This window comes from Nonomuraea purpurea (assembly GCF_042650645.1).
Lineage (GTDB): Bacteria > Actinomycetota > Actinomycetes > Streptosporangiales > Streptosporangiaceae > Nonomuraea > Nonomuraea purpurea.
The window spans coordinates 58,801-81,793 of record NZ_JBHSBI010000003.1 but is presented as its reverse complement, the minus strand read 5'-3'; the positions used below and the strand labels follow the sequence as shown (position 1 = coordinate 81,793).

Genomic DNA, 22,993 nt, shown 5'->3' with positions numbered 1-22,993 from the left:
GTACCTGGAAGGGAAGACTTAGCCGAGCAGCGCGTCGACTTCGGCGGCGGCCGCCTTGAGCGCGTCGGCCACGGACGTGCGCCCGGCCGCGGCCTCGCCGAGCTCCTTGGTCACCGCGTCCTGCATCTCCTGCTGGCGCTTGATCACCGGAGGCAGCGCGATGGACGTGAGCGAGTCGAAGACCGCCTGCCGGTTGGCGGGCTTGGGGTCCTTGAGGTAGCCGGACAGGACCTGCTGGTCGGAGATCGGCGGCAGCTCCCACGACGACTGGATGCGGGTGGTGGCCGCGGTGGCCGAGGCGGACAGGAAGCGGGCCCAGGCCCAGGCCTCCTTGCCGTGCTTGGTGGTTGAGGAGGCGGCCACCGCGTTGTGGAAGACCGCGCTGGCCTTGGCGGTGTCACCCGGTTCGACGACCACGTCCCATTCGAACGGCACGTCCTTCAGCCCCGCGAACTGCCAGATGCCGTTGTGCCACATGGCGAGCTTGCCGGATTTGAAGAGGTTCGTGTCGTAGTCGGCGGTGCCGCCGATCTCGGCCTCGGTCGGCATCGTCTTGCCCACCTTGGAGACCAGCCAGGTGGCGGCCTTGACGCCCTGAGGGCTGTCGAAGGCGGACTTCTTGCCGTCCGCCGTCAGGAACTCGCCGCCGGCCTGCTTGAGTGTCTTGTAGAACTCGAAGAACTGCACCGGTTGGAAGTCGCCGAACACGCCCTTCTTCTTGTCGGTCAGCTTCACCGCCGCGGCCTGCTCGTCGGCCCACGTCCAGTCCGCCGTGGGCGGAGCCACGCCGGCCTTGTCGAACAGGTCCTTGTTGTAGAAGAGCACGACCGTGGAGAACGAGGCGGGCAGCGCGTACTGCTTGCCGTCGCGCTTGAAGGCGTTGAGCGACTCCTGGGCGTACACCGAGGGGTCGCCGTCGCCCGCGACCGTGGCCAGGTCGAGCAGTGAGCCGGCGCTGGCGTAGGTGACGAAGTTCTCGTAGTTCAGCTCGAAGGCGTCGGGCGCGGTGCCGCCCGCGATGCTGGTCTGGAGCTTGGTGAAGTACTGGTCGAAGGGTGCGGTCTCGACGACCACGTCCACGTTCGGGTTCTCCTTCTCGAAGGCCTTCTCGATCGTGTCGAGGTCTTTGACGTGGTCGGGGGCGGCCGAGAAAGTGAGGTACCGCAGGGTCACCTTGCCGTCCACGCTGGTGGCGCCCCTGGTGGCCGAGCCCTGGGAGCAGGCGGAGGCGAGCAGCGCGACCGCGGCGACGCTGGCAATGGTGAAATGTCTGGGCATGGGGGGATTCCTTTACTTGAGCCCGCTCTGCGCGACGCTGGCGATGACGTGCTTCTGCGCGAAGAGGTACAGGATGAGGATCGGGACGACGCTGACGACCGAGCCCGCCATCACCACGTCCCACCGCGTGGAGAACTGGCCGTGCAGGGTGGCCAGGCCCAGGGGGAGCGTCATGAACTCGGGCGACTTGATGATGATCAACGGCCAGAGGTAGCTGTTCCAGCTCGCCATGAAGCCGAAGATGGCGAACGTGGCCAGGGCCGGGCGGATCAACGGCAGCACCACGTACAGAAAAATCCTGAAATGCCCGGCACCGTCAAGTACGGCCGCCTCGTCGAACTCCCTCGGCACCTGGTTGATCGCCTGCCGCAGCAGGAACACCCCGAACGCCGACGCGATCGTCGGCGCCAGCAACGCGAAGTACGTGTCGACCAGCCCGAACGTGCGCATCTCGATGAACAGCGGCACGACCAGCACCGGCAACGGCATCATCAGCGTCGCCAAATAGACGGAGAACAGCGCGCCCCGGCCGGGGAACGGCAGCCGGGCGAAGGCATAGGCCGCCATCGCGCTCGTGACAAGCTGCAACGTGGTGGAAGCGGCGCCGATCCAGGCGCTGTTGAGCACGATCCGCCAGAACGGCAGCGTCTCCAGCAGCTTGCCGTAGGCGTCCAGGCTCGCGCCCTCGGGCGTGAAGTCAGGCGGCACGGACAGCACGGCGTCGCCCGGCGTGATCGAGGTGATCACCGCCCACGCGAACGGGAACAACATCACCAGCGCGCCCACACCCACCAGCACGTAGCGCATCATCTGGCCAAGCCAACGCGTTTTTTGGCCGAGCTTCGCTCGGCGGGCTCGGATGGATGTCCTCGCTTCGCTGCGGATCCAACCTCGCGCCCTACCCATACGTCACCCACCGCCTCTGGCCCCGGATCTGCACGATCGTCACCAGCAGCACCAGCGCGAACAGCAGCCAGGACAGCGCCGAGGCCGCGCCGGCCCTGCCGTAACGGAAGGTCAGGTCGTAGATCTGCGAGACGACCACTTGCGTGGCCCCGCCGGGACCGCCGCCCGTCATGATCTGGACCTGGTCGAACACCTGGAAGCCGTTGATCAGCGAGATCACGATGACGAAGAACGTCGAGGGGGACAGCAGCGGCAGCGTGATGTGCCGGAACCTGCGCCAGGCGGTGGCGCCGTCCACCATGGCGGCCTCCTGGTACTCGCGAGGGATCGCCTGCAGTCCCGCCAGCAGGATGATCATCACGAAGCCCAGGTCCTTCCAGGCCGAGGCGAGGATGATCGACGGCATCGCCCAGTCGGGGTCGGTCCACCAGCCGGGGCCGGTGATCCCCAGCAGGCCGAGCGCCCAGTTGACGATGCCGCTGGCCGGGTTGAGCAGCCACTTCCACATCAGCGCGACGACCACCCAGCTCGTGATCACCGGCAGGAAGTACACGCCGCGCAGCAGAGCGCGGCCCTTCATGGCCCGGTTGAGCAGCACCGCGAGGCCGAGCCCGCCCGCGTAGACCAGCGGCAGGTAGCCGGCGATGAAGTACAGCGTGTGCAGGAACGCGGCCCTGGTGTCGGGGTCGCCGATGAGCTCGACGTAGTTGCCGAGCCCCACCCACCGCATGTCGGTGATGAGGTCCCATTCGTGCAGGCTGGTCCAGAACGAGCCGACCATCGGGATCAGCGTGTAGAGGGTTAGCGGCACCAGGCTGGGCAGCAGGAACACCGCGACCGTGCCCGCGTATCGCCACCCGCCACCCCGCTTCGGCTGTTCGCGGCCGATCGGCGGCTTGCGCGACGCCGGGGGAGTTGTGGCGTCGGCGACTTCGGGTTGTGTCGCGGGTTCGGGGATGTCGGGTTGTGTTCCGGAGCGGGCGGCTTTGGGTTGTGTCGCGGGTTCGGCGACGTTGGGTTCTGTGGCGGAGCCGGCGAGGTCGGGTCCTGTCACGGGCTTGGCGACGTCGGGATCTTTCGCGGGTCCGTTGCCGTTCAGTGGGACCTGCCGGGCGCTCATGGGGCGGCTCCGATCAGCCGGGCGCGGACCAGGCGGCCCTGCTCGCCCGCCGCCCCCGCGGCGTCGAACGGGGTGGCCAGCACGAGCGCCGCCGCCCCCTGGGCCCAGCTCGTGTCGTCCCAGCTCTCTACCTCGACGGAGATGTCGCGCCGGCCCGGGTAGAGCTGCGCCCGCAGCGCCGAGTCGAAGCCCTCCTGCCAGAGCGGCCAGTCGGCCGTGCCCTCGCCGAGCACGACCACGACCTCGGGGTCCACGACGTTGATCAGCCCGGCGGTGGCGCGCCCGAGAATCGCCCCGGCCTCGGCGAAGACCGCCCGCACCACGGGATCGCCGCCCGCTCCGGCCCGGCCGAGTTCGGCCACCGCGCCCAGCGACTCACCGCCGTCCCGCTCGGCCGGGGACCGCCCCGCCCGGTCGGCCGCTGCTGGTAGCTCCGCCCGTTCGGCCGGGGGACGTCCGGCCTGCTCGGCCGCCGCCAGCAGACCCGCCGAGCCCACGAACGCCTCCAGGCATCCCCGGGCGCCGCAGCCGCACTGCGGCCCGTCGGGAGCGACCGGCAGGTGGCCGAACTCGCCCGCGCCGCCGCGCGCCCCCCGGTAGACCCGGCCGTCCGCGACGATCGCCGCGCCGACGCCGCGTCCGATCGTGAGCACGAGGAAGTCGTTGTGCCTGCGTCCCCGCCCGTACAGGCGCTCGGCCGCGGCCAGCGCGTTCACGTCGTTCTCGACCAGGACGGGCAGGTGGAGGCGGCGGCGTAGGCGTTCGCCCACGGGCATGGCCTGCCAGCCGAGCGTCGGCGCGTTGACGGTGCCGACCGCCTGGTCGTCCACGCTGCCCGGCACCCCGACCCCGACTCCCAGCAGCGGCGGCACCCCGGAGATCTCGCGGACCACCGACTCCACCGCGTCGGCGAGGTGTTCCAGGGCGTCGGGCGCGGCCGGGTCGTGGGGCTTGTCCCAGGAGCCGAGCACCTCGCCGTCGAGCCGGACGTCCACCAGCACCAGGTGGTCGGCCGTCACCTTCACGCCGAGCGCCCGCCCGGCGCTGCCGACCAGCCCGAGCCGCTGGGCAGGACGGCCGCCGCGCGACGGCTTGAGGTCGAGTTCCTCCAGCATTCCGTGCCCGATGAGCTCCTTGGTGAGCTGTGTGACGGTGGCCGGGCTGAGGTCGAGCTCGCGGGCTATCTCGCTGCGGCTCAGCGGGCCGACCGTGCCCAGGAGGGCGAGGATCGCCGTTCTGGTGAGGTCGCCGCGGTCCGTGCCTGCCATGTGAGAGGACTTTCTTTAGGAATAAAGTTAGTGCTGAAGAATACTTAACCGCGGCCACCCTCCTGTCAAGAGCCCGAAACCCTCCTGAAACGCGAAACAGCCCCCGCCTGTCGCGGCAGGGGCTGCTGGGCGGACGCCGGAGGCTACTGGACGGCGCCCGCGAGGAGGTTGTCGTACCAGGCGTTGTACGGGTGATTGGTCGCGGGATAGTTGGCCAGCGGGGTGGTCGCCAGGTCCGCCCGGTCGAAGTCCCAGCCGCGCACGAGCCGCCCCGACTGCCGCGCCGAGGTGATGAAGCCGGACTCGGTCGCCGGTGCGGCGTAGAACAGGGCGCCCTGCTGAAGCTCCGCGCTGTCGCCCTTCTGGAACTCGTCGAAGGCCACCTGCGGGTAGCGGATGCGGGCGCCGGTGAACCGGTCGGTGTCCACGCGCAGGGTCCGCGCGGGGGTCGGGCCGTCCGCGCCGGTCCACACGCGCACGCTCGACGTGCCGCGCGCCGAGGTGGTCTTGTCGAAGCGGGCGTCGGAGGTCTTGGCGTTCCCGCTCCACGAGACCGTCGAGGTGCCGGTGTTCAGCGTGCCGTTCCACTGCCAGTTCTGGTCGTTGTTCTGGCTGCGGTGGATCTCGCGCAGTTGTGTGCCGGACGGGTTCGTGAAGGCGATCGTCGGCAGGACGCCGTCGTCGTACTGGCGGCTGGAGGACCAGGTGATCTCGCCGTCCGCGCCGAGCCGGCCGACCCGGTACCACAGCGTGGTTGCGTTCTGGGACTGGTGGACCTCCACCAGGTCGCCGTTGTCGTTCAGCGCGACGGCGGGGGTCTGGCCGTTGTCGTACCTGCCGTGGCGCAGCCAGGTCACGCGGCCGTTGTCGTACCTGCCGGTCCAGTACCACAGCGCGCCCGCGCCGGAGTCGTGCACCTCGACGATCTGCCCCTTCGCGTTGAGCGCGATCGCCGGGTTGGAGCCGATGTCGCGTTTGTACTCCGTGCGGCTCTTGCCGTTGCCGGACAGCAGCGTCAGCACCCGGCCGCGCAGCGAGTCAACCGTCGGTGAACCCGACGGGTAGTCCTCGGCCTTCAGCAGCCGCGACCCGAAGACGGAGACGATCTCCTGGTTGAGCGCGGTCAGGTTGCCGGCCGCGAACGACGGGTTGTCGGTCAGGTCGTCCTTGAGGTCGAGCATGACGACGATCGGGGCGGCGTCCGGGTGCCGCGCGGACCAGGTGTTGACGACCTCCAGCCAGTCGCGCAGCAGGTTCGAGGCCGGGTTGCCGGAGTGGTCGACCTGGTCGCCGGGCGCGTCGTGGCCGATCGCGTAGTCACGCGCCGTCGCGTACCCGTTGTCATGGATGTCGAGTTCGATGAAGCGAACCCCATGGTCGAGCTGGTAGGTGATGGAGTTCTTGGCGCCTTCGACGTTGCCGGAATAGCTGTTGTGCGTGACGCGGAAGATCGCCGACGTCAACGGAACCTCCGCGTCGGCGTGGGCGTTCGCACTGATCAGTAGGACGGACGTGGTGATGGCGAGCGTGGACAGCACAGCCCTTGACTGGGTCATCCTCGGTCCTCGTGTGGGGGATGTCAGTGATGAGGGAGCGCCGATGCCCGCTGAGCTCGGTGGGGAGCGACGTTCGCACGTTGCTCATGTTCCGGATCTTTCTGGCCTGTGTCCAGGGTTTCCCCGTACCGGTGAAATGATCAGTCGTCTGGCAGACTGAAGGCCATGAGTGGACGAGGTCGCCCGCCGGACCCCGACCTGGAGGCGCGCGTGCACACCGCCGCCCTCGAACTGTACGGCGAGGTCGGCTGGGCCAGGTTCAGCTTCGACGTACTCGCCCGCCGCGCCCGGGTCGGCAAGGCCGCTCTGTACAACAGATGGGGCAGCAAGGAGAAGCTGATCGTCGACGCGCTGACCGCCGGGCTCACCCAGGACCCGTTCGACACGCAGTCGGGATCGCTGCGCACCCAACTGATCCGGATGGCCGCGGGGACCCTCGACGGCTATCTGACGCCGAGGGGTCTGGTCTACCTGAGGGCCCAGGTCGAGGCCAGGGTCTACCCCGAGTTGTTCGGGCAGGCGCTGGAGCGGTTCCAGCGCGAACGCATCAAGGTCGGCCGCACCATCGTGCTCAACGCCATCGCCCGCGGCGAGCTTGCGCCGGGCACCTCGCCCGCGCTCGTCCTGGACGCGGTCGCCGGCATGCTGACCAACCACTTCCTGTCGACGCCGATCAGCCAGATGCCGGCTCTGGTCGCGCGCAAGGACAAGTACGTCGAGGAGACCGTGGACTTCGTGTTGTCCAGGGTCGATTACCGGGCTCCGGAGCAGGACGCCTGATCACGGGCGGCGCGCGGCCCGCCATTGACAGGGGCGGGGAGACGACTTAGCGTCTTATTGCAGACGTGTTTCGTCTAAATTAACGACGAGTACCACCCATCCCGCCCCGGGGCTTTCCCTTCGGGCCATCGCGGAGTTCCCCGTAGCCGCTCACGCATCCCGGCGAAGCAGCGCGACCCCCCAAGCACGAAGCCCGCATCGGCATTACTTCACCATTCCCCCTTTTGGCCTCCCGGGAGGAGCCCATCATGGTGAGCGAGCGTGTCACACCACAGCCCGAACCGATCACCGCGCACGACACAGACTCCAAGCGCCGCCCGGTTCTGGCCTGGGGCATGACCGCGATGCTGCTCGGCGTCATGCTGATCGCCTATCTGGACAAGGCGATCCTCGGTCTCGTCGCCCAGCCGGCCATGGCCGGCCTGGGGTTGTCCGCGGCCGAGTTCGGCGCCATCAGCAGCGCCGCGGGCCTGCTCGGCCCGCTGTCGGTGTTCCTGTACGCGCTGGTCGCCGACCGGCTGCCCGTCAAGGCGACCCTCTTCACCGTCGTCGTCATCTGGTCGCTGCTCCAGTTGCCCGTCTTCTTCGCCGCCTCGGGCGCGCTGCTCCTGGTCACGCGCTTCATGCTCGGCGCGGCCGAGGGGCCGGCGGCGCCGGCGGCGTACGCGACCGCCTACTCCTGGTGGCCGAACGAACGGCGCGGCCTGCCGACGGCGCTGCTCACGACGGGGGCGTCGTTCGGCAAGCTGATCTTCGCTCCGCCGCTGGCGCTCATCATCGCCGCCTTCGGCTGGGAGATGGGCTTCGTCGCCGTCGCGATCCTGGGCTTCATCTGGGCCGCGGGCTGGCTGTTCATCGGGCGGGAGGGGCCCCACGGCCAGGAGGCCGCCCCGGAAGCCGCCGCCGGATCGCGGGCGCCCATCCGCGCCATCCTGCTGACGGGCACCTTCGCCGGCTTCGTGGCCGCGAGCACCGCCTCGGCGATGCTCGCGATCGTCGTCCTCACCTGGTTGCCGTCCTACTTCCAGGTGAGCTTGGGCTTCTCCGCGGTGGCGGCGGGCTCGCTGTTCGGCGTGCCGAGCATCGCCGCCATGGTGTTCCTGTACGGGTTCGGCGCCTGGAGCGACCGGATGCTGAAGAGGGGGACGGCGGCCCGCCGCGCCCGGGGGTTCCTGGGCGGCGCGCTGCTCGCGCTGGGCGGGGTCTTCCTCGCCGCCCTGCCCCTCGCCTCCGGGGTGGCGGTTCCCATCGCCCTGCTGATGCTCGGCTACGGGCTGGCCATCAGCGTCAACGCCGTGCTCAACCCGGCTCTCGTGCAGATCGTGCCGGCGGGGCAGCAGCGCAGCGTCCTGTCCGTCGGGCTGGCCGTAACCGGCGTCCTGGCGGCCGGCGGGCCGTTGGTCACGGGCCACGTGCTCGACGGCGCCCGCGCCGCGGACGCCCTCGCCGAGGGCTACACCACCGTCTTCGTCCTGACGGGCGTCGTCGCCCTGGTGGGAGGGGCGCTGTTCGCCCTGCTGGTCAACCCCGAGCGGGACGCGGCGAAGGTGGAGGCGGCCCGGCTCGCGCACGTGTCCAAGGGCGTCTGAACGTCTTTACAGACGGGTTTCGTCTATATAAATTGCGGGTGCGAAAGGAGCGGAACATGTCGATGAACCTCGATGCCATCGGGCAGACCTGGGAATCAGGCGAGCACACATGGACCTCGAAAGACGCCATCCTGTACGCCCTGGGAGTCGGCGCGGGAGCGCAGGACCCGCTGGCCGAGCTGTCGTTCACCACCGAGAACTCACACGGGGTCGCCCAGCGGGTGCTGCCCACCTTCGTCGTGGTGATCGGCGGAGGCGGCGGCAACCAGGGCCCCAAACTGGGTGACTTCGACTTCTCCCAGGTGCTCCACGCCGAGCAGTCGATCCGGCTGGCGGGCCCCCTGCCCGTGGACGGCCGGGTGCGCTCGACCGCCCGCCTGGTGAACATCTACGACAAGGGCAGCGGCGCGCTGGCCGTCATGGAGTCCACGATCGTCGCCGCGGACACGGGCCGGTTGGTCGCCGAGGTCAGCAACGGCATCTTCGTCCGAGGCGAGGGCGGCTTCGGCGGAGAGCGGGGCACCTCGGCGCCGTGGGAGCGGCCCGAGCGCCCGGCCGACCACGTCGTCGTCTACCCGACCCGCGCCGACCAGGCGCTGCTGTACCGGCTGAGCGGAGACCGCAACCCGTTGCACTCCGACCCGTGGTTCGCCGCGCGCGGCGGCTTCGAGCGCCCCATCCTGCACGGGCTGTGCACCTACGGGTTCACCGGACGCGCCCTGCTGCACACGCTGTGCGGCTCGGACCCGGCCGCGTTCGGCGGGATGTCGGCCCGCTTCGCCTCCCCGGTGCTTCCCGGCCAGGACCTGGCCGTGCACATCTGGGACGACGGCCGCTTCGTCACGAAGGCAGGCGAGAGCGTGGTGCTCGACCGCGGCGTCTTCACGGGGGTGGGGCGGTGAAGCCGCAGCCCACGCCGGAGACGGCGCCGTACTGGGAGGGCGCGCGCCAAGGAGAGCTGCGGGTGCAGCGCTGCGGGGAATGCGGGCGTCACTACTTCTACCCCCGGCCGACCTGCCGCTACTGCGCCTCGCGCGAGGTGCGGTGGGTGACGGTCTCGGGCCGGGCGCGGCTTGTGTCGTACGTCATCAACCAGCGGCCGATGCCCGGCATGGAGGGGCTGTCGCCGGTGATCGCGCTGGTCGAACTGGACGAGGGGCCGCGCCTGATGACCAACATCGTCGGGGTCGAGCCCACCCCGGAGAACCTGCCGCTGGACCTGCGGCTGCGGGTCTGTTTCCAGGAGGACCTGCCGGTCTTCCGTCCCGAGGAGGCGGCCGTATGAGGATGCACGGAGGCGACGTCGCGATCGTCGGAGCGGCGGAGAGCGAGGAGATCGGCGTACTGCCCGGCGTCTCGATGATCGAGCTGCACGCGGGGGCCGCGCGCCGCGCGCTCGAGGACGCGGGCCTGACGGCGGCGGACGTGGACGGCGTGGCCACCGCCGGCCCGCTGACCATGGAGGTCTCCCACCACCTCGGCATCACGCCGCGCTGGCTGGACGGCACCATGGTCGGCGGGTGCAGCTTCATGCTGCACGTCCGGCACGCCGCCGCCGCGATCGCGGCCGGCGCCGCTGAGGTGGTGCTCATCACGCACGGCGAATCGGGCAGGTCACGCGTGGGCGTGCCGCAGTACGGCATGAACCCGTCCTCTCCCCAGGGCCAGTTCGAGATGCCGTACGGGGCGGTGCTGCCGTACGCCACCTTCACCCTGCCCGCGCTGCGTTTCCTGCACGAGCGCGGCATGGGAGGCGAGGACCTGGCCCAGGTCGTGGTCGCCCAGCGGGAGTGGGCGGCGAAGAACCCGCGCGCGATGCGCCGCGACATCGTCACCGTGGACGAGGTGCTGGCCGCCCCGCTGATCGCCTACCCCTTCACCAAGGACATGTGCTGCGTGGTCACCGACGGCGGCGGCGCGCTGGTGCTGACCAGCGCCGAGCGCGCGGCCGGCCTGCCCTCGGGGGAGCGGGCGGTGTACCTGCTCGGGTCGGGGGAGTCGGCCGAGGGCACGATGGTCTCCCAGATGGAGGACCCGGGCTCCAGCCTGGCCTTCCGGCGCTCCAGCGCGCAGGCGTTCGCCACGGCGGGGGTGAGCCGCGCCGACGTCGGCCACCTGATGTGCTACGACGCCTTCGCCCACGTGCCGCTCTACATGCTCGAAGACCTCGGCTTCGTCGGCCGAGGCGAGTCGGGCGCCTTCGTCGCCGACGGCCACACCCGCCCGGGCGGCAGGCTGCCCATGAACACCAACGGCGGCGGGCTCAGCTACACCCACACCGGCATGTACGGCATGTTCGCCATCCAGGAGTCCGTCCGCCAGCTCAGAGGCGAGGCCGCCGCCCAGGTCCCCGACGTCGAGATCGGTTTCGTGCAGGGTGTCGGGATGTTCTTCGCCGCCTCGGGGAGCCTGGTGCTGTCGGCCCGCAGGCCCTGATCGTTCAATTTCGAACAACCTGACAACAGAAGGGCAAGGTCTGATGAGCGGAATCTGCGAAGGCCGGGTGGCGATCGTGACCGGCGCGGGGCGCGGTCTTGGCCGGGCGCACGCGCTGGAACTGGCGCGGCAGGGAGCCCACGTGGTGGTCAACGACCTCGGCGGCGCCACCGACGGCACCGGCTCCGACGCCGACGCTGCGCAACTGGTGGTGGAGGAGATCCTGGCGGCCGGCGGCAAGGCCGTGGCCAACACCGACGACGTCGCCGACTGGGCGGGCGCCCAACGGCTCGTCGAGCAGGCGGTGAGCGAGTTCGGCGGGCTCGACGTCCTGGTGAACAACGCCGGCATCCTGCGCGACCAGACCATCGCGTCCATGACGGAGGAGAACTGGGACGCGGTGATCCGCGTGCACCTGCGCGGCACCGCGGCACCCACCCACTTCGCCGCCGCGTACTGGCGGGCGCGGGCCAAGCAGAGCGGACGGCCGCTGGGCGCCCGGCTCATCAACACCACCTCGGCCTCGGGCATCTACGGCAACTTCGGCCAGTCCAACTACGGCGCGGCCAAGGCCGGCATCGCCGCCTTCACCGTCATCACGGCCTTGGAGCTCGGCCGCTACGGGGTGAGCGTGAACGCCGTGGCGCCGGCCGCCTTCACCCGGCTCACCGAGAACCTGATGCCCGCCGACCACGCCGCCGCCCTCGCGCCCGAGCACGTCTCGCCGCTGGTCGTCTGGCTGGCCAGTGCGGACAGCGACGGCGTCACCGGGCGGGTGTTCGACGTCGGCGGCGGCCGGATCGGCGTCGCGGAGGGGTGGCGGCTCGGCCCGGAGGTGACCAGGCAGGACCTGTGGGACGCGGCGGAGCTCGGCCGCGTGGTCCCCGACCTGGTCGCCAAGGCCGCGCCCGACGTCGACATGCTCGGCAGGACGCCGACCCGCGACTGACGTGCAGAAATCTTGGTCCAGTGCTCGCGAAAGGACCCAGGACACGTGACACCGACCGAAGCCGCCGCCACCGGATTCTTCACCGAGGCCCTCGCCCACCCCGACCGTCCCGCCCTGATCGGCCCAGGAGAGCGCCGGCTCACCTTCGGCCAGTTGCGCACGCGCGTCAACCAGGTGTCCAACGCGCTGCGCGGCCTGGGCCTGGTCCGCGGCGACGTGGTCGCCGCGATGGTCGGGAACGACTCGACGTACTTCGAGCTCGTCCTGGCCACCGGGCAGATCGGCCTCTACCTGGTGCCCATCAACACCCATCTGGCGCCGGCCGAGGCGTCGTTCATCGTCCACGACAGCGCCGCCAAGGTCCTCCTCGCCCACGCCGGCCTGGCCGCCGCGCTCGGCGTGCCCGTCCCGCACCGCCTGTCCGTCGGTGGCGAGGTCGCGGGCTGGCCGGCGTACGAGGACTTCGGCGGGCCGGCGGACGACCCCGCGGACCGGATCGCCGGCCTGATCATGGGCTACACCTCGGGCACCACCGGACGGCCCCGGGGCGTCAAACGGTCGCTGCCCGACGTCACCCCCGAGCACATGGCCGCGATGTCGCTGGGGCTGGCCCGCATGTGCGGCGTGTCAGGCGGTGAAGGGGTTCACCTGGTCACCTCGCCGCTCTACCACGCGGCGCCCGGCTCGTTCGCGATGTCGGCCCTGCAGCAAGGCCACACCGTGGTCGTCCACGAGAGGTTCGACGCCGAGGCGACGCTGCGCGACATCGAGCGGTACCGGGTGACCACGAGCCACATGGTGCCCACCCACTTCCACCGCATGCTGCGCCTGCCCCCGGCCGTCCGGGAGCGGTACGACCTGTCCAGTCTGCGCTCGCTGGTGCACGCGGGCGCCCCCTGCCCGGTCGAGGTCAAACGGCGGATGATCGACTGGGTCGGCCCGATCCTGTGGGAGTACCTCGGCGCCACCGAGGGGCTGGTGAGCATCGTCGGCTCGCGGGAGTGGCTGGAGCGGCCGGGCACGGTGGGCCGGCCCTTCCCCGGCTTCACGGTCCGGCTGCTCGACGAGAGCGGCGCCGAGGTGCCGGCCGGGGAGGCGGGCACGATCTACTTCGGCGGCTCCGGCACGTTCGAGTACCACAACGACCCGGACAAGACCCGCGCCAGCCGCACCCTCGGCCTGTTCACCGTCGGGGACATCGGCCGCTTCGACGCCGACGGCTACCTGTACCTGCTGGACCGGCGCACCGACCTCATCCTGTCGGGCGGCGTGAACGTCTACCCGGCGGAGGTCGAGCAGCACCTGATCACCCATCCGGCGGTGGCCGACGTGGCCGTGATCGGCGTGCCCGATCCCGAGTGGGGGCGCAGCGTGCTGGCCGTCGTCCAGCCCGCCGAGGGCGCCGCCCCCGGCGAGGAGCTCGCGAACGAGCTTGCCGCGCACTGCAAGGACGGGCTGGCCTCCTACAAACGCCCGCGCCGCTTCGTCTTCCGCTCCGACTTCCCGCGTTCCGCGGCCGGCAAGCTGCTGCGCCGTCAACTGCGCGAGGAGTACGGCGGGAGGTAGACCCGTCAGCCCGCGGCCTCACGCGCGCGCCCGTGGGCGTCGTGCGGGAGGTCGGCGTAGTGCCACTGGTGGTCGCGGGCGTGCCGGCACGCGGTCTCCAGGTCGCCGGCCTCGATCGCGGCCAGCAGCTCGGCGTGGCCGCGGGCGACGTCGTGCAGGTCGACCTCGGTCGCGACCATCGTGACCGAGGTCCGCGCCTCGATCTGCAGGCTCTCCCAGGTGCGCTTGAGCAGCTCGTTGTGCGCGGCCTCGACGACCCGCCGGTGGAAGGACACGCTGGCGCGCGCCGACGCCTCGCCGTCGCCCAGGTCCGCGGCGGCGCGCATCGCCTCGACGTCCGCCCGCAGCGCCTCCACCGGGACCGTTCCGGCCAGCAGGGCGAGCCGCGTGGCCGTCTCCTCCAGCGCCGCCCGCACCACGTAGCTCTCACGCAGCGTCTCCTGGACGAAGGGGCGCACGAAGGTGCCGCGGCGCGGCTGGGTCTCGACCAGCCGCATGGCCTCCAGCTCGCGCAGCGCCTCGCGCACGGGCGCCTGACTGGTGCCGTACGTGGCCGCGAGCCGCGTCTCCACCAGCCGCTCGCCCGGCCTGACCTGGCCGGAGACGATCCTGCTGACCAGCGAGTCGCGGATCTGCCGCGCCAGCGTGAGCCGCGGCAGCCGAGAGGGCTCTTCGGACATGGGGCGATCCTACCGATTATCGATCGCCGATCCCTTGACCGGCCTGTGTCGATAATCAATTATCGATAATTAGTAAGGAGGCCCGCACATGGTCATCCACGCGGTTCACGTACCGGAGTCCGCCGACGCCGCGGTCGCCTGCTCGGCGCGGGGCGGCTGGATCATGGGGGGCGGCACCGTCGTGATGCCGCTGGTGAACAGCGGGGCCGCACCCGTGACCGAGCTCGTCAGCCTGCGCAGGGCGGGGCTGGACGGCGTCGAGGTGCGCGACAAGGTGGCCAGGATCGGGGCGGCGGCCACGCTCGCCGCCATCGGTGCGCATCCCGGGCTCGGCTTCCTGCGTCCTGCGCTGCGCACGATCGCCTCCCCGACCATCCGCAACCAGGCCACGGCAGGCGGCAACCTGTTCGTCGACCAGCCGTACGGCGACCTGGCCGTCTGCCTGCTCGCCCTTGACGCGACCTGCGAGATCGCCGGACCGGACGGCCGGCGCGAAACTCCGGTGGCCGACGTGCTGGCCTGCGGGGTCGCCGCGGGCGAGGTCGTCGTGGCGGTGCGGGCCGCGCTGCCCGAGCCGGGCACCTGGTACTACCACAAGGCCATGCGCCGCCACCTGAACTCGGCGGCGATCGTGACCGTCGCCGCCCTCACCTCGGCGGACACCTGCAGGATCGCGCTGGGCGGCCTCGCCCCGCGCCCGGTGCGCGCGGTGTCGGCCGAGCGCGTGCTGAAGGACCGGCCGCTGACCCACGAAGCCCTCACCGAGGCGGGCCGGGCCGCCCGCGCCGACATCGACCCCTTCGACGACGCCTACGCCAGCGCGTGGTACCGGGCGCGGGTCCTGCCCGTGCACCTGCGCCGGGCCTTCCTTCCCTAGCCGACGCCGCACCAGGAAGCCGCACCAGGAAGAGGTGAACCGTGCCGTCACAGATCGTCTCGCTCGTCGTCAACGGTGAGCATCGCGAGTTCATCGCCGCGCCGGGAACCACGCTGCTCGCCGCCCTGCGCGAGTCGCTGGGGCTCACCGCGGCCAAGCGCGGTTGCGCGCAGGGCGCCTGCGGCACCTGCACCGTCCTGGTCGAGGACCGGCCGGAGGCCGCCTGCCTGGTCGCGGTGGAGACCGTCGCGGGCCGCGCCGTCCGCACGCTGGAGGGGGTGGCCGCCGGCGGCGAACTGGACGAGGTGCAGAGCGCCTTCGTCGACTGCTTCGCCACCCAGTGCGGCTTCTGCACCGCCGGGATGATCATGGTCGCCGAGGCGCTGCTCGACCGGAACCCCGACCCGAGCGAGGCGGACGTCGTCGAGGCGATCTCCGGCAACGTCTGCCGGTGCACCGGCTACCGGCCCATCGTGATCGCCATCCTGGAGGCGGCCAGGCGCCGCCGCGAGCAGGCGGTGCCGCGATGACCTACCGCCTGGCGCCCACCGACCCCGGCACGTTCGCCGCCGAGCGGACGGGACAGGGGGACTTCACCGTGATCGGCTCGGTGGTCCAGCGCTCCGACGCGCGCGGGCACGTCACCGGGCGCACCGAGTTCTTCGAGGACGTGGCCCCGCCCCGGCTGGCCCACCTGAAGATGCACCGCTCGGCCCGGCACCACGCGCGGATCCTGGACGTGGACCCCGCCGAGGCCCTGGCCGTGCCCGGCGTCCTGCGCGTCCTGACCCACGCCGACGTCCCGAACAACCTCTACACCCCGCTCAAGCTGATCGGCGTCGGCCCCGACGACGAGCCCATCCTGGCCGTGGACAAGGTGCGCTATCTCGGCGAGCCCATCTGCGCCGTGGTCGCCGAGACCGAGGCGGCCGCGCTGGAGGGCGCGGCCCGGATCAAGGTCGCCTACGAGGACCTGCCGCCGGTCTTCGACGTCGAGGAGGCGCTGCAAGAAGGCGCGCCGCTGGTCAACGAGTACCACGGGCAAAACCACTTCATCTACGAGGGCCACCACTGCCGGCGGATCCGCTTCGGCGACGTGGCGGCGGCCTTCGCGCGAGCCGACCACGTCTTGGCGTGGCGCTACCAGTCGGCGCCGATCGAGCAGGCCCCCGTCGAGACCACCGGCTGCGTCGTCGTCCCCCAGCCTGACGGGCGGCTGCGCATCCACTCCGACACCCAGGCGTGCTTCTTCACCCTGGACAACACCGCGCTCATCCTGGAGTCGCCGTTCAACAAGCTGCGCATCGTCGGCGGGACCGTCGGCGGCGGCTTCGGCGGCAAGGTGGACGTGGTGGTCGAGCCGATCGCGTGCGTGGCCGCGATGGCGGTCGACCGGCCGGTCAGGTTCGTCTACGACAGGGCCGAGGAGATGCAGGTCTCCTCGCCGCGCGCGGCCGAGCGCATCTTCGTCAAGGACGCGGTGATGGCGGACGGCCGGATCATCGGCCGCCAGGTCACCCTGTACGTGGACGCCGGCGCGTACGCCCGCCACAGCCCGTACGGCACCACCAAGGCCGCCGCGCACCTGCCCGGCCCCTACACGATCCCGAACGTGTGGGCCGACTGCCACTGCGTCTTCACCAACCGCACGCCCTCAAGCGCCATGCGCGGGTTCGGCGTGACGATCGCCGACTTCGCGCTGGAGTCGCAGATGGACCGGATCGCCCGCGCGCTCGGCATGGACCCGCTGCGGCTGCGGCTGATCAACGCCTACCGCGACGGGGACCTCAAGGCGCACCGCAAGGTCGCCGAGGGCACCGCCCTGGTCGAGGTGATCCAGAAGGCGGCGGAGATGTCCGGGCACGAGCTGCCCGAGGCGTACCGGCGCATGTCCTCCACGAGCCGAGAGGGGCTGTAGCGATGGCCAGGCTGCGCGGGCGCGGGTACGCCTCGGTCAACTACCCGACCGGCATGAACCTGGGCGGCGACCCCTCGCAGGCGCTGATCCACGCCACGACCACGGGCACGTTCGTGATCTCGCTGTCCTCGGTGGACCTGGGCCAGGGCATCAAGACGATCGCCGCCCAGTGCGCCGCCGAGACGCTCGGGCTGCCGATCGAGAACGTGCTCGTCGACACCGCCGACACCGACACAGGCCCGCACTGCATGGGCACCTTCGCCAGCCGCGGCACCCACCGCGTCGGCAACGCCGTCATCATGGCCGCGGCCGAGGCGCGCGGCGTGATGCTGGAGGTCGCCGCGGAGGAGCTGGAGGTCGACGCCGCCGACCTGGAGACCGACGGCAGCGGCTTCATCCTGCTCAAGGGCGCGCCGGACAAGCGCATCCACATCACCGACCTGGCGATGGCCGCGCACTTCAAGCACGGGCGGACGATCTCGGGACGCGGCATCTACCTCAAGGAGCCGAGCGCGCCCGTGCCCGAGACGGGGGAGATGGACCCCGACTCCTGCCAGGCGCACGCGTGCACGGTCGCCGTCGTCGAGGTCGACGACGAGACCGGGGTGGTCGAGGTGCTGGAGCTGTACAACGCCTACGAGATCGGCCGGGCGCTCAACCCGGCCATGGCCACGCAACAGGTGGAGGGCGGCGCCTGGATGGGCCTGTCGCACGCCCTGTTCGAGACCACCGAGCCGTACTACCCGGCCCGCGACCACGGGCCGCGCGACTTCGCCGGGTACCTGATGCCGGGACCCGCCGACATCCCCATCCAGCACAGCCTGTTCCTGGAGCGACCCTCGGGAAACGGGCCGTTCGGCGCGAAGGGAATCGGCGAGATGACGGCGAACGCCCCCATCCCGGCCATCGCCAACGCGATCTTCGACGCCTGCGGCGTGCGACTGGAGTCGATGCCGTTCACCCCAGAACGCGTCCTGCGCGGACTGGACGCCTTGAAACCGGAGGAACCATGCTGAAAGTCGTCTCGCTGCTCAAGCGCGCCGAGGGCCTGTCCCACGAGGAGTTCGCCAAGTGGGTGGTGGAGGACCACGTCGAGTTCGCCAAGAAGCTGCCCGGCCTGCGCAAATACACCGTCAGCGTCACCACCGGCGACGGCGGGGCCTACGACTCGGTCAACGAGCTGTACTTCGACGACGAGGACGCCCGCGCCGCCGCGTTCGGCTCCGAGCACGGCAAGGCCGCGGCGGCCGACGCCGCCGCGCACACCTCCCAGCGCGTGCACCTGCTGACCACCGAGCACGCGCAGTTGTGACCTCCGACCCCGGCGAGCTGGCCCTCGCGCTGGAGGGGAAGGGCTACTTCGCGGACGAGGGGCTGTGCACGGCCATCCACCTGGCGCTGCGGCTGGGCCGGCCGCTCCTGCTGGAGGGCGAACCGGGCGTCGGCAAGACCGAGGTGGCCTCGGTGCTCTCGCGCGTCACCGGCCTGGAGCTGATCCGGCTGCAGTGCTTCGAGGGGCTGGACTCCGGCCAGGCCCTGTACGAATGGGACTACCCCAAACAACTCCTGCACGTGCGGGTGGCCGAGAGTCGCGGCCAGGACGTCGGCGACCTGTACCGCGAGGAGTTCCTGCTGCGCCGGCCGCTGCTGCGCGCCGTGCGGGCCGAGCGGGGCGCGGTGCTGCTGATCGACGAGATCGACCGGGCCGACAGCGAGTTCGAGGCGTTCCTGCTGGAGTTCCTCGGCGACTTCCAGATCACCGTCCCGGAGCTGGGCACCGTACGGGCGGGCACGCCGCCGATCGTGGTGCTGACCTCCAACCGCACGCGCGAGCTGCACGACGCGCTCAAGCGGCGCTGCCTCTACCACTGGATCGCCTTCCCCGAGCCGGGCCGCGAGCGGGCGATCCTGCGCGCGGCGGTTCCTGGGCTGGAGGAACGGGCGGCCGAGGGGCTCGTGCGGGCGGTGCAGCGCGTACGCCGGCTGCCGCTGCTCAAACGGCCCGGCATCGCCGAGTCGGTGGAGTGGGCCCGTGGCGCGACGGCGCTGGCCGAGGGCGGCAGCCCGTGGCCGGTGGCGCTGCGCGGGGCACTCGGCCTGCTGATCAAGGACGAGGAGGACACCCGGCTGCTCCTCGGGCACGCCGAGGAGGTCTTCGGCGATGCCTGACCCGGCCACGACTGCGGCCGCGGACCATCTGTGGGGGTTCATGACGGCGCTGCGCGGCGCGGGGCTGCCCACCGCGCCGACCAAGCGCGCGGACCTCCTGCGGGTGATCGCCGAGTCCCCGCCGCCCGATCTGGCCACCCTGTACTGGTACGCCCGCACCACCCTGCTCCAGGACGTGGGCGATCTGCCCGCCTTCAACCGAGTCTTCGATGCGTGGTTCCGGGACGGCCCCACCGACCTGCCCGTGGAGGCGGGCGACGACAGCGCGCCGTCTCCTGGTCGCCCCGGCGACGACGACCCGCCGCCGGGCCAGGCGCGGCCCGGCGACGGGATCGAGGCCAGCGCCCTGCGCACCTACGGCACCCGCGACTTCGGCCGCACCGGCGAACACGCGCACGCGCTCATGCGCGCGCTCGAAGCCGCCTGGCCCGCCGTGCTGCCCGCCGCACCGTCACGGCGGCGCCGCCCGTCCCGGTCGGGGGACCGGCTGGACGTCCGGCACGCGTGGCGCCGGGCCCACCGCCACGACGGGGAGATCGTCGAGCTGCGCCGCCTGGCCCGCCCGCCGCGCCCGCGCCGGCTGCTGATCCTGGTCGACGTCTCAGGCTCGCTGCGCCAGCACAGCCCGGACCTGCTCCGGGTGGCGCACACCGCGTTGCGCGCGGCCCCGGCCCGCACCGAGGTGTTCACCTTCGGCACCCGCCTCACCCGGATCACCGCCGCGCTGTCGCACCCGCACGCCGACCGGGCGCTGCGGACCGTGTCGGGCCTGGTCACGGACGCCGACGGCGGCACCGCGATCGGCGCGGCGCTGGACGGTTTCCTGGGCAACCCGCGTTTCGTGGCGCTCGCCCGGGGCGCGCTCGTGATCGTGCTGTCCGACGGGCTCGAACGCGGCGACCATCTCCCCATGGTGCGCGCCACGGCCCGCCTGTCGCGGCTGGGCCACCGGCTCGTCTGGTGGTCCCCGCTGGCCTGCTCGCCCGGCTACCGCCCCGCCACGCGCGCCATGGCCGCCCAGCTCCCGAGCCTGGACCACCTCGGCGGCGTCCGCGACCTGCCCACCGCGCTGCGGGAGGTCCGCCGTCTTCCCGCCGTCCTGTCCGGCCCCCGCCGCCTGGCGGCCAGGCGCTGGTCCACGCCACGACCCACGGGAGCAGTCCCATGATCGTCGATTCGCACCACCACATCTGGCGCGCCGCCGACCTGCCCTGGCTGCAGGGGGAGATGGTCCCGCGCATCTTCGGCCCGTACGAGCCGATCCGCCGCGACTATCCCGCCGCCGAGTACGTCGCCGAGGCCACCGCCTGCGGCATCACCTCGGCCGTCTACGTCCAGGCCAACTGGCCGCTCGACCGCTGCGTGGAGGAGGTTCGCTGGCTGCGCGAGGTGCACGCCGAGACCGGCTGGCCCACCGCCGTGGTGGGCTGCGCCGACCTGTTCGACGAGGGCGCGGCCGAGGTCATGCGCCGCCAGGCCGCCCTCACCCCGCTGATGCGCGGCACCCGCCTGCAACTGCACTGGCACGAACGGCCGGAGTTCCGCTTCGCCGAGGCGCCCGACCGCATGAAGGACCCCGTCTTCCTGCGCAACATCGCCGCGCTGGCCGACCTCGGCTGGCTGTTCGAACTCCAGGTGTTCCCCGCCCAGATGGCCGACGCCGCGGCCCTCGTGGACGGCTTCCCCGACGTGACGTTCGTGCTCGTCCACGCCGGCATGCCGGTGGACGCCGGCCCGGCGGGCATCGAGGAATGGCACTCGGGCTTGAGCCTGCTGGCCGAGCGGCCCAACGTCGTGGTGAAACTCACCGGCCAGGGCACCTTCGTGCACCGCGTGGACCGGCCGCTGATCGAGCGGGTGACGGCCGCCTGCCTGGAGCTGTTCGGTTCCCGCCGCTGCATGTGGGGCAGCAACTTCCCGATCGAGAAACTCTGGACCGACCTGCCCACCCTGCTCTCCACCTGGCAGGACGTGCTCTCCGGCCGATCCGCCGAGCAGGCCGCCGACGTGTTCGCCGCCACGGCCACCCGGGTCTACCGCCTCTGACTCAAAAACCTATATATCATGTAGGAAATGTTGACTTCTGTGGATCGGGCTCGTAACGTCGAGGTATGAGCCAGGGCCTCAACCTGACCAGGCGCGCGCACGTGGACCTCGCCCGCGTCGCCAGCGCCCAATGTCGCTGATCACGAACTCGCGTCCTCAACGCCCATACCTCCCGTAGAGGAGAGATTCGTGATCCACAACAGTGATGACCTCTTACCGATCGGGGGCGGCCCGTGACGCTCCCCGAGGTCCGCACACCACCCCGGCAGGAGGAGCGGCCCCTTGAGGTGGTGACGGCCCGTCACCCGCTGCGGTGGCTGGGCGCGGCCTGCGTGCTGGTCCTGCTCGCCATGGTCGTCAGCGCCCTGGTGACCAACCCGGCGTGGGAATGGGACGTCGTCGGGCAGTACCTGTTCGCGCCGTCTGTGGTGCGCTCGGTGCTGCTCACGCTGGAGTTGACCGCGCTGGGCATCGTGCTCGGGTTCGCGCTGGGCACCGTGCTGGCGGTGATGCGCCTGCTGCCCAACCGGCTGCTGTCCTCGGTGGCCTGGGGCTACGTCTGGTTGTTCCGTTCGGTGCCGCTGATCCTGCAACTACTGTTCTGGTACAACCTGGCGCTGCTCTACCCCCGGCTGTCGGTGGGCGTGCCCTTCGGACCGGCCTTCTTCGACGTCGGCACCATGGACCTGATCGGGCCACTGACGGCGGCGGTGCTCGGGCTGGCGCTGCACCAGGCCGCGTACGCCGCCGAGATCGTCCGCGGCGGCCTGCTGTCGGTGGACCACGGGCAGCGCGAAGCCGCCGCCGCCCTCGGGCTGCCCCCGTCGCGGCGACTGCTCAGGATCATCCTGCCGCAGGCCATGCGGACCATCGTGCCCAACGCGGGCAACGAGATCATCGGCCTGGTCAAGGGCACCTCGGTCGTGTACATCATGGCGCTGCCCGAGCTGTTCTACCAGGTGCAGGTGATCTACAACCGCAACGGCCGCGTCATGGCGCTGCTGCTGGTCGCGGCCATCTGGTACCTCGTGCTGACCACGGCGCTGTCGATCGTGCAGCACTACGTGGAGCGCCACTACGGCAGGGGGCGGGCATGAGCCACATGGTGGAACTGCGCGGCGTGCACAAGAGCTTCGGCCCGCTGCACGTGCTGCGCGGCGTGGACCTGGCCGTGCGCAAGGGAGAGGTCCTGGTGATCCTGGGCCCTTCCGGCTCAGGGAAGTCCACGCTGCTGCGCACGATCAACCACCTGGAGAAGGTGGACCGAGGCCAGGTCCGGGTGGACGGGCGGCTGTTCGGCTACCGCCAGGCCGGCGACCGCCTGCACGAACTGCCCGAGCGCGAGGTGCTGCGGCAGCGGACCCAGATCGGCTTCGTCTTCCAGGCGTTCAACCTGTTCCCGCACCTCACGGTCAGGCAGAACCTCATGGAGGCGCCGCTGGCGGCACAGCGCCGCCCGCGCGCCGAGGTCGAGCCGCTGGCCGAGCGGCTGCTGGAGCGGGTGGGCCTGGCCGACAAGGCCGACGCCTACCCGCGCACGCTGTCGGGCGGGCAGCAGCAGCGGGTCGCCATCGCCAGGGCACTCGCGCTGGAGCCCAAGCTGCTGCTGTTCGACGAGCCGACCTCCGCCCTGGACCCCGAGCTGGTGGGTGAGGTGCTCGACGTGATCAAGGACCTCGCCCGGGGCGGCACCACGATGATCGTGGTCACCCACGAGATCGGGTTCGCGCGCGAGGCGGCCGACACCGTCGCCTTCATGGACGCCGGCCGCGTCGTCGAACTCGGCCCGCCCGCCCAGATCCTCGACGATCCCCGTCACGAACGTACCCGCGCCTTCATCGGCAAGGTCCTCTGA

At 71.3% G+C, this 22,993-nt stretch carries 24 protein-coding genes; 18 read left to right on the top strand and 6 right to left on the bottom strand.

What is annotated here, in order from left to right:
• Nucleotides 1-18 precede the first annotated feature (18 nt).
• The 5 genes from ACFOY2_RS06870 to ACFOY2_RS06850 form a co-directional block, all read right to left on the bottom strand.
• Entirely contained in the window at nt 19-1,278 is a 1,260-nt protein-coding gene (locus tag ACFOY2_RS06870) for an ABC transporter substrate-binding protein (protein ID WP_379527082.1), read from the bottom strand.
• A 12-nt stretch (nt 1,279-1,290) separates the two neighbouring features.
• Nucleotides 1,291-2,088, bottom strand: coding sequence for a carbohydrate ABC transporter permease (locus ACFOY2_RS06865; RefSeq protein ID WP_379527081.1), 798 nt, complete (start codon nt 2,086-2,088; stop codon nt 1,291-1,293).
• Between the two features lie 88 nt (nt 2,089-2,176).
• On the bottom strand, nt 2,177-3,304 hold the full coding sequence (locus tag ACFOY2_RS06860; protein ID WP_379527080.1) for a carbohydrate ABC transporter permease: 1,128 nt from the start codon (nt 3,302-3,304) through the stop codon (nt 2,177-2,179).
• Nucleotides 3,301-4,572, bottom strand: a complete 1,272-nt coding sequence (locus ACFOY2_RS06855; protein ID WP_379527079.1) for an ROK family protein — start codon at nt 4,570-4,572, stop codon at nt 3,301-3,303. The genes ACFOY2_RS06860 and ACFOY2_RS06855 overlap by 4 nt, the downstream gene beginning before the upstream one ends.
• A 143-nt stretch (nt 4,573-4,715) precedes the next feature.
• Entirely contained in the window at nt 4,716-6,128 is a 1,413-nt protein-coding gene (locus ACFOY2_RS06850; protein ID WP_379527078.1) for a hypothetical protein, read from the bottom strand.
• Nucleotides 6,129-6,293: 165 nt separating this feature from the next.
• Here ACFOY2_RS06850 and ACFOY2_RS06845 point away from each other — a divergent pair, with 165 nt between their 5' ends.
• From ACFOY2_RS06845 to ACFOY2_RS06815, 7 genes are all read left to right on the top strand, one after another.
• Entirely contained in the window at nt 6,294-6,908 is a 615-nt protein-coding gene (locus ACFOY2_RS06845) for a TetR/AcrR family transcriptional regulator (protein WP_379527077.1), read from the top strand.
• Between the two features lie 248 nt (nt 6,909-7,156).
• A complete protein-coding gene (locus tag ACFOY2_RS06840) occupies nt 7,157-8,497 on the top strand; it encodes an MFS transporter (RefSeq protein ID WP_379527076.1) in 1,341 nt (446 codons plus the stop codon).
• A 56-nt stretch (nt 8,498-8,553) separates the two neighbouring features.
• Nucleotides 8,554-9,399 (top strand): MaoC family dehydratase, encoded by an 846-nt coding sequence (locus ACFOY2_RS06835; RefSeq protein WP_379527075.1) that lies wholly within the window; start codon nt 8,554-8,556, stop codon nt 9,397-9,399.
• Nucleotides 9,396-9,782 (top strand): Zn-ribbon domain-containing OB-fold protein, encoded by a 387-nt coding sequence (locus tag ACFOY2_RS06830; RefSeq protein WP_379527074.1) that lies wholly within the window; start codon nt 9,396-9,398, stop codon nt 9,780-9,782. Before ACFOY2_RS06835 ends, ACFOY2_RS06830 begins: the two co-directional genes overlap by 4 nt.
• Nucleotides 9,779-10,933 carry a thiolase C-terminal domain-containing protein gene (locus ACFOY2_RS06825; RefSeq protein ID WP_379527073.1) on the top strand — a complete coding sequence of 385 codons (1,155 nt, stop codon included), beginning with the start codon at nt 9,779-9,781 and terminating at the stop codon, nt 10,931-10,933. Before ACFOY2_RS06830 ends, ACFOY2_RS06825 begins: the two co-directional genes overlap by 4 nt.
• A gap of 43 nt (nt 10,934-10,976) precedes the next feature.
• Nucleotides 10,977-11,882 (top strand): SDR family oxidoreductase, encoded by a 906-nt coding sequence (locus ACFOY2_RS06820; RefSeq protein ID WP_379527072.1) that lies wholly within the window; start codon nt 10,977-10,979, stop codon nt 11,880-11,882.
• A 45-nt stretch (nt 11,883-11,927) separates the two neighbouring features.
• Nucleotides 11,928-13,448 carry an AMP-binding protein gene (locus tag ACFOY2_RS06815; protein WP_379527071.1) on the top strand — a complete coding sequence of 507 codons (1,521 nt, stop codon included), beginning with the start codon at nt 11,928-11,930 and terminating at the stop codon, nt 13,446-13,448.
• A 5-nt stretch (nt 13,449-13,453) separates the two neighbouring features.
• Here ACFOY2_RS06815 and ACFOY2_RS06810 read toward each other — a convergent pair whose 3' ends face one another.
• On the bottom strand, nt 13,454-14,128 hold the full coding sequence (locus ACFOY2_RS06810; protein ID WP_379527070.1) for a GntR family transcriptional regulator: 675 nt from the start codon (nt 14,126-14,128) through the stop codon (nt 13,454-13,456).
• 88 nt (nt 14,129-14,216) lie between these two features.
• On the opposite strand from ACFOY2_RS06810, the gene ACFOY2_RS06805 reads away from it, so the two are divergent.
• From ACFOY2_RS06805 to ACFOY2_RS06755, 11 genes are all read left to right on the top strand, one after another.
• Nucleotides 14,217-15,005: an FAD binding domain-containing protein gene (locus ACFOY2_RS06805; RefSeq protein WP_379527069.1), complete on the top strand. Its 789-nt coding sequence runs from the start codon at nt 14,217-14,219 to the stop codon at nt 15,003-15,005.
• Nucleotides 15,006-15,046: 41 nt separating this feature from the next.
• Nucleotides 15,047-15,535, top strand: a complete 489-nt coding sequence (locus tag ACFOY2_RS06800; protein ID WP_379527068.1) for a (2Fe-2S)-binding protein — start codon at nt 15,047-15,049, stop codon at nt 15,533-15,535.
• Nucleotides 15,532-16,923 carry a xanthine dehydrogenase family protein molybdopterin-binding subunit gene (locus ACFOY2_RS06795; protein ID WP_379527067.1) on the top strand — a complete coding sequence of 464 codons (1,392 nt, stop codon included), beginning with the start codon at nt 15,532-15,534 and terminating at the stop codon, nt 16,921-16,923. The genes ACFOY2_RS06800 and ACFOY2_RS06795 overlap by 4 nt, the downstream gene beginning before the upstream one ends.
• A gap of 2 nt (nt 16,924-16,925) precedes the next feature.
• Nucleotides 16,926-17,939: a xanthine dehydrogenase family protein molybdopterin-binding subunit gene (locus tag ACFOY2_RS06790; RefSeq protein WP_379527066.1), complete on the top strand. Its 1,014-nt coding sequence runs from the start codon at nt 16,926-16,928 to the stop codon at nt 17,937-17,939.
• Nucleotides 17,933-18,235 (top strand): EthD family reductase, encoded by a 303-nt coding sequence (locus ACFOY2_RS06785; protein ID WP_379527065.1) that lies wholly within the window; start codon nt 17,933-17,935, stop codon nt 18,233-18,235. Before ACFOY2_RS06790 ends, ACFOY2_RS06785 begins: the two co-directional genes overlap by 7 nt.
• Entirely contained in the window at nt 18,232-19,092 is an 861-nt protein-coding gene (locus ACFOY2_RS06780; RefSeq protein WP_379527064.1) for an AAA family ATPase, read from the top strand. Before ACFOY2_RS06785 ends, ACFOY2_RS06780 begins: the two co-directional genes overlap by 4 nt.
• Nucleotides 19,085-20,260 (top strand): VWA domain-containing protein, encoded by a 1,176-nt coding sequence (locus ACFOY2_RS06775; protein WP_379527063.1) that lies wholly within the window; start codon nt 19,085-19,087, stop codon nt 20,258-20,260. The genes ACFOY2_RS06780 and ACFOY2_RS06775 overlap by 8 nt, the downstream gene beginning before the upstream one ends.
• A complete protein-coding gene (locus ACFOY2_RS06770; protein WP_379527062.1) occupies nt 20,257-21,138 on the top strand; it encodes an amidohydrolase family protein in 882 nt (293 codons plus the stop codon). The genes ACFOY2_RS06775 and ACFOY2_RS06770 overlap by 4 nt, the downstream gene beginning before the upstream one ends.
• A 65-nt stretch (nt 21,139-21,203) precedes the next feature.
• The gene (locus tag ACFOY2_RS06765; RefSeq protein ID WP_357830662.1) at nt 21,204-21,278 is read left to right on the top strand and encodes a putative leader peptide; all 75 of its coding nucleotides are present in this window, start codon (nt 21,204-21,206) and stop codon (nt 21,276-21,278) included.
• Nucleotides 21,279-21,371: 93 nt separating this feature from the next.
• Entirely contained in the window at nt 21,372-22,235 is an 864-nt protein-coding gene (locus ACFOY2_RS06760; RefSeq protein WP_379527061.1) for an amino acid ABC transporter permease, read from the top strand.
• Nucleotides 22,232-22,993 carry an amino acid ABC transporter ATP-binding protein gene (locus ACFOY2_RS06755; protein WP_379527060.1) on the top strand — a complete coding sequence of 254 codons (762 nt, stop codon included), beginning with the start codon at nt 22,232-22,234 and terminating at the stop codon, nt 22,991-22,993. Before ACFOY2_RS06760 ends, ACFOY2_RS06755 begins: the two co-directional genes overlap by 4 nt.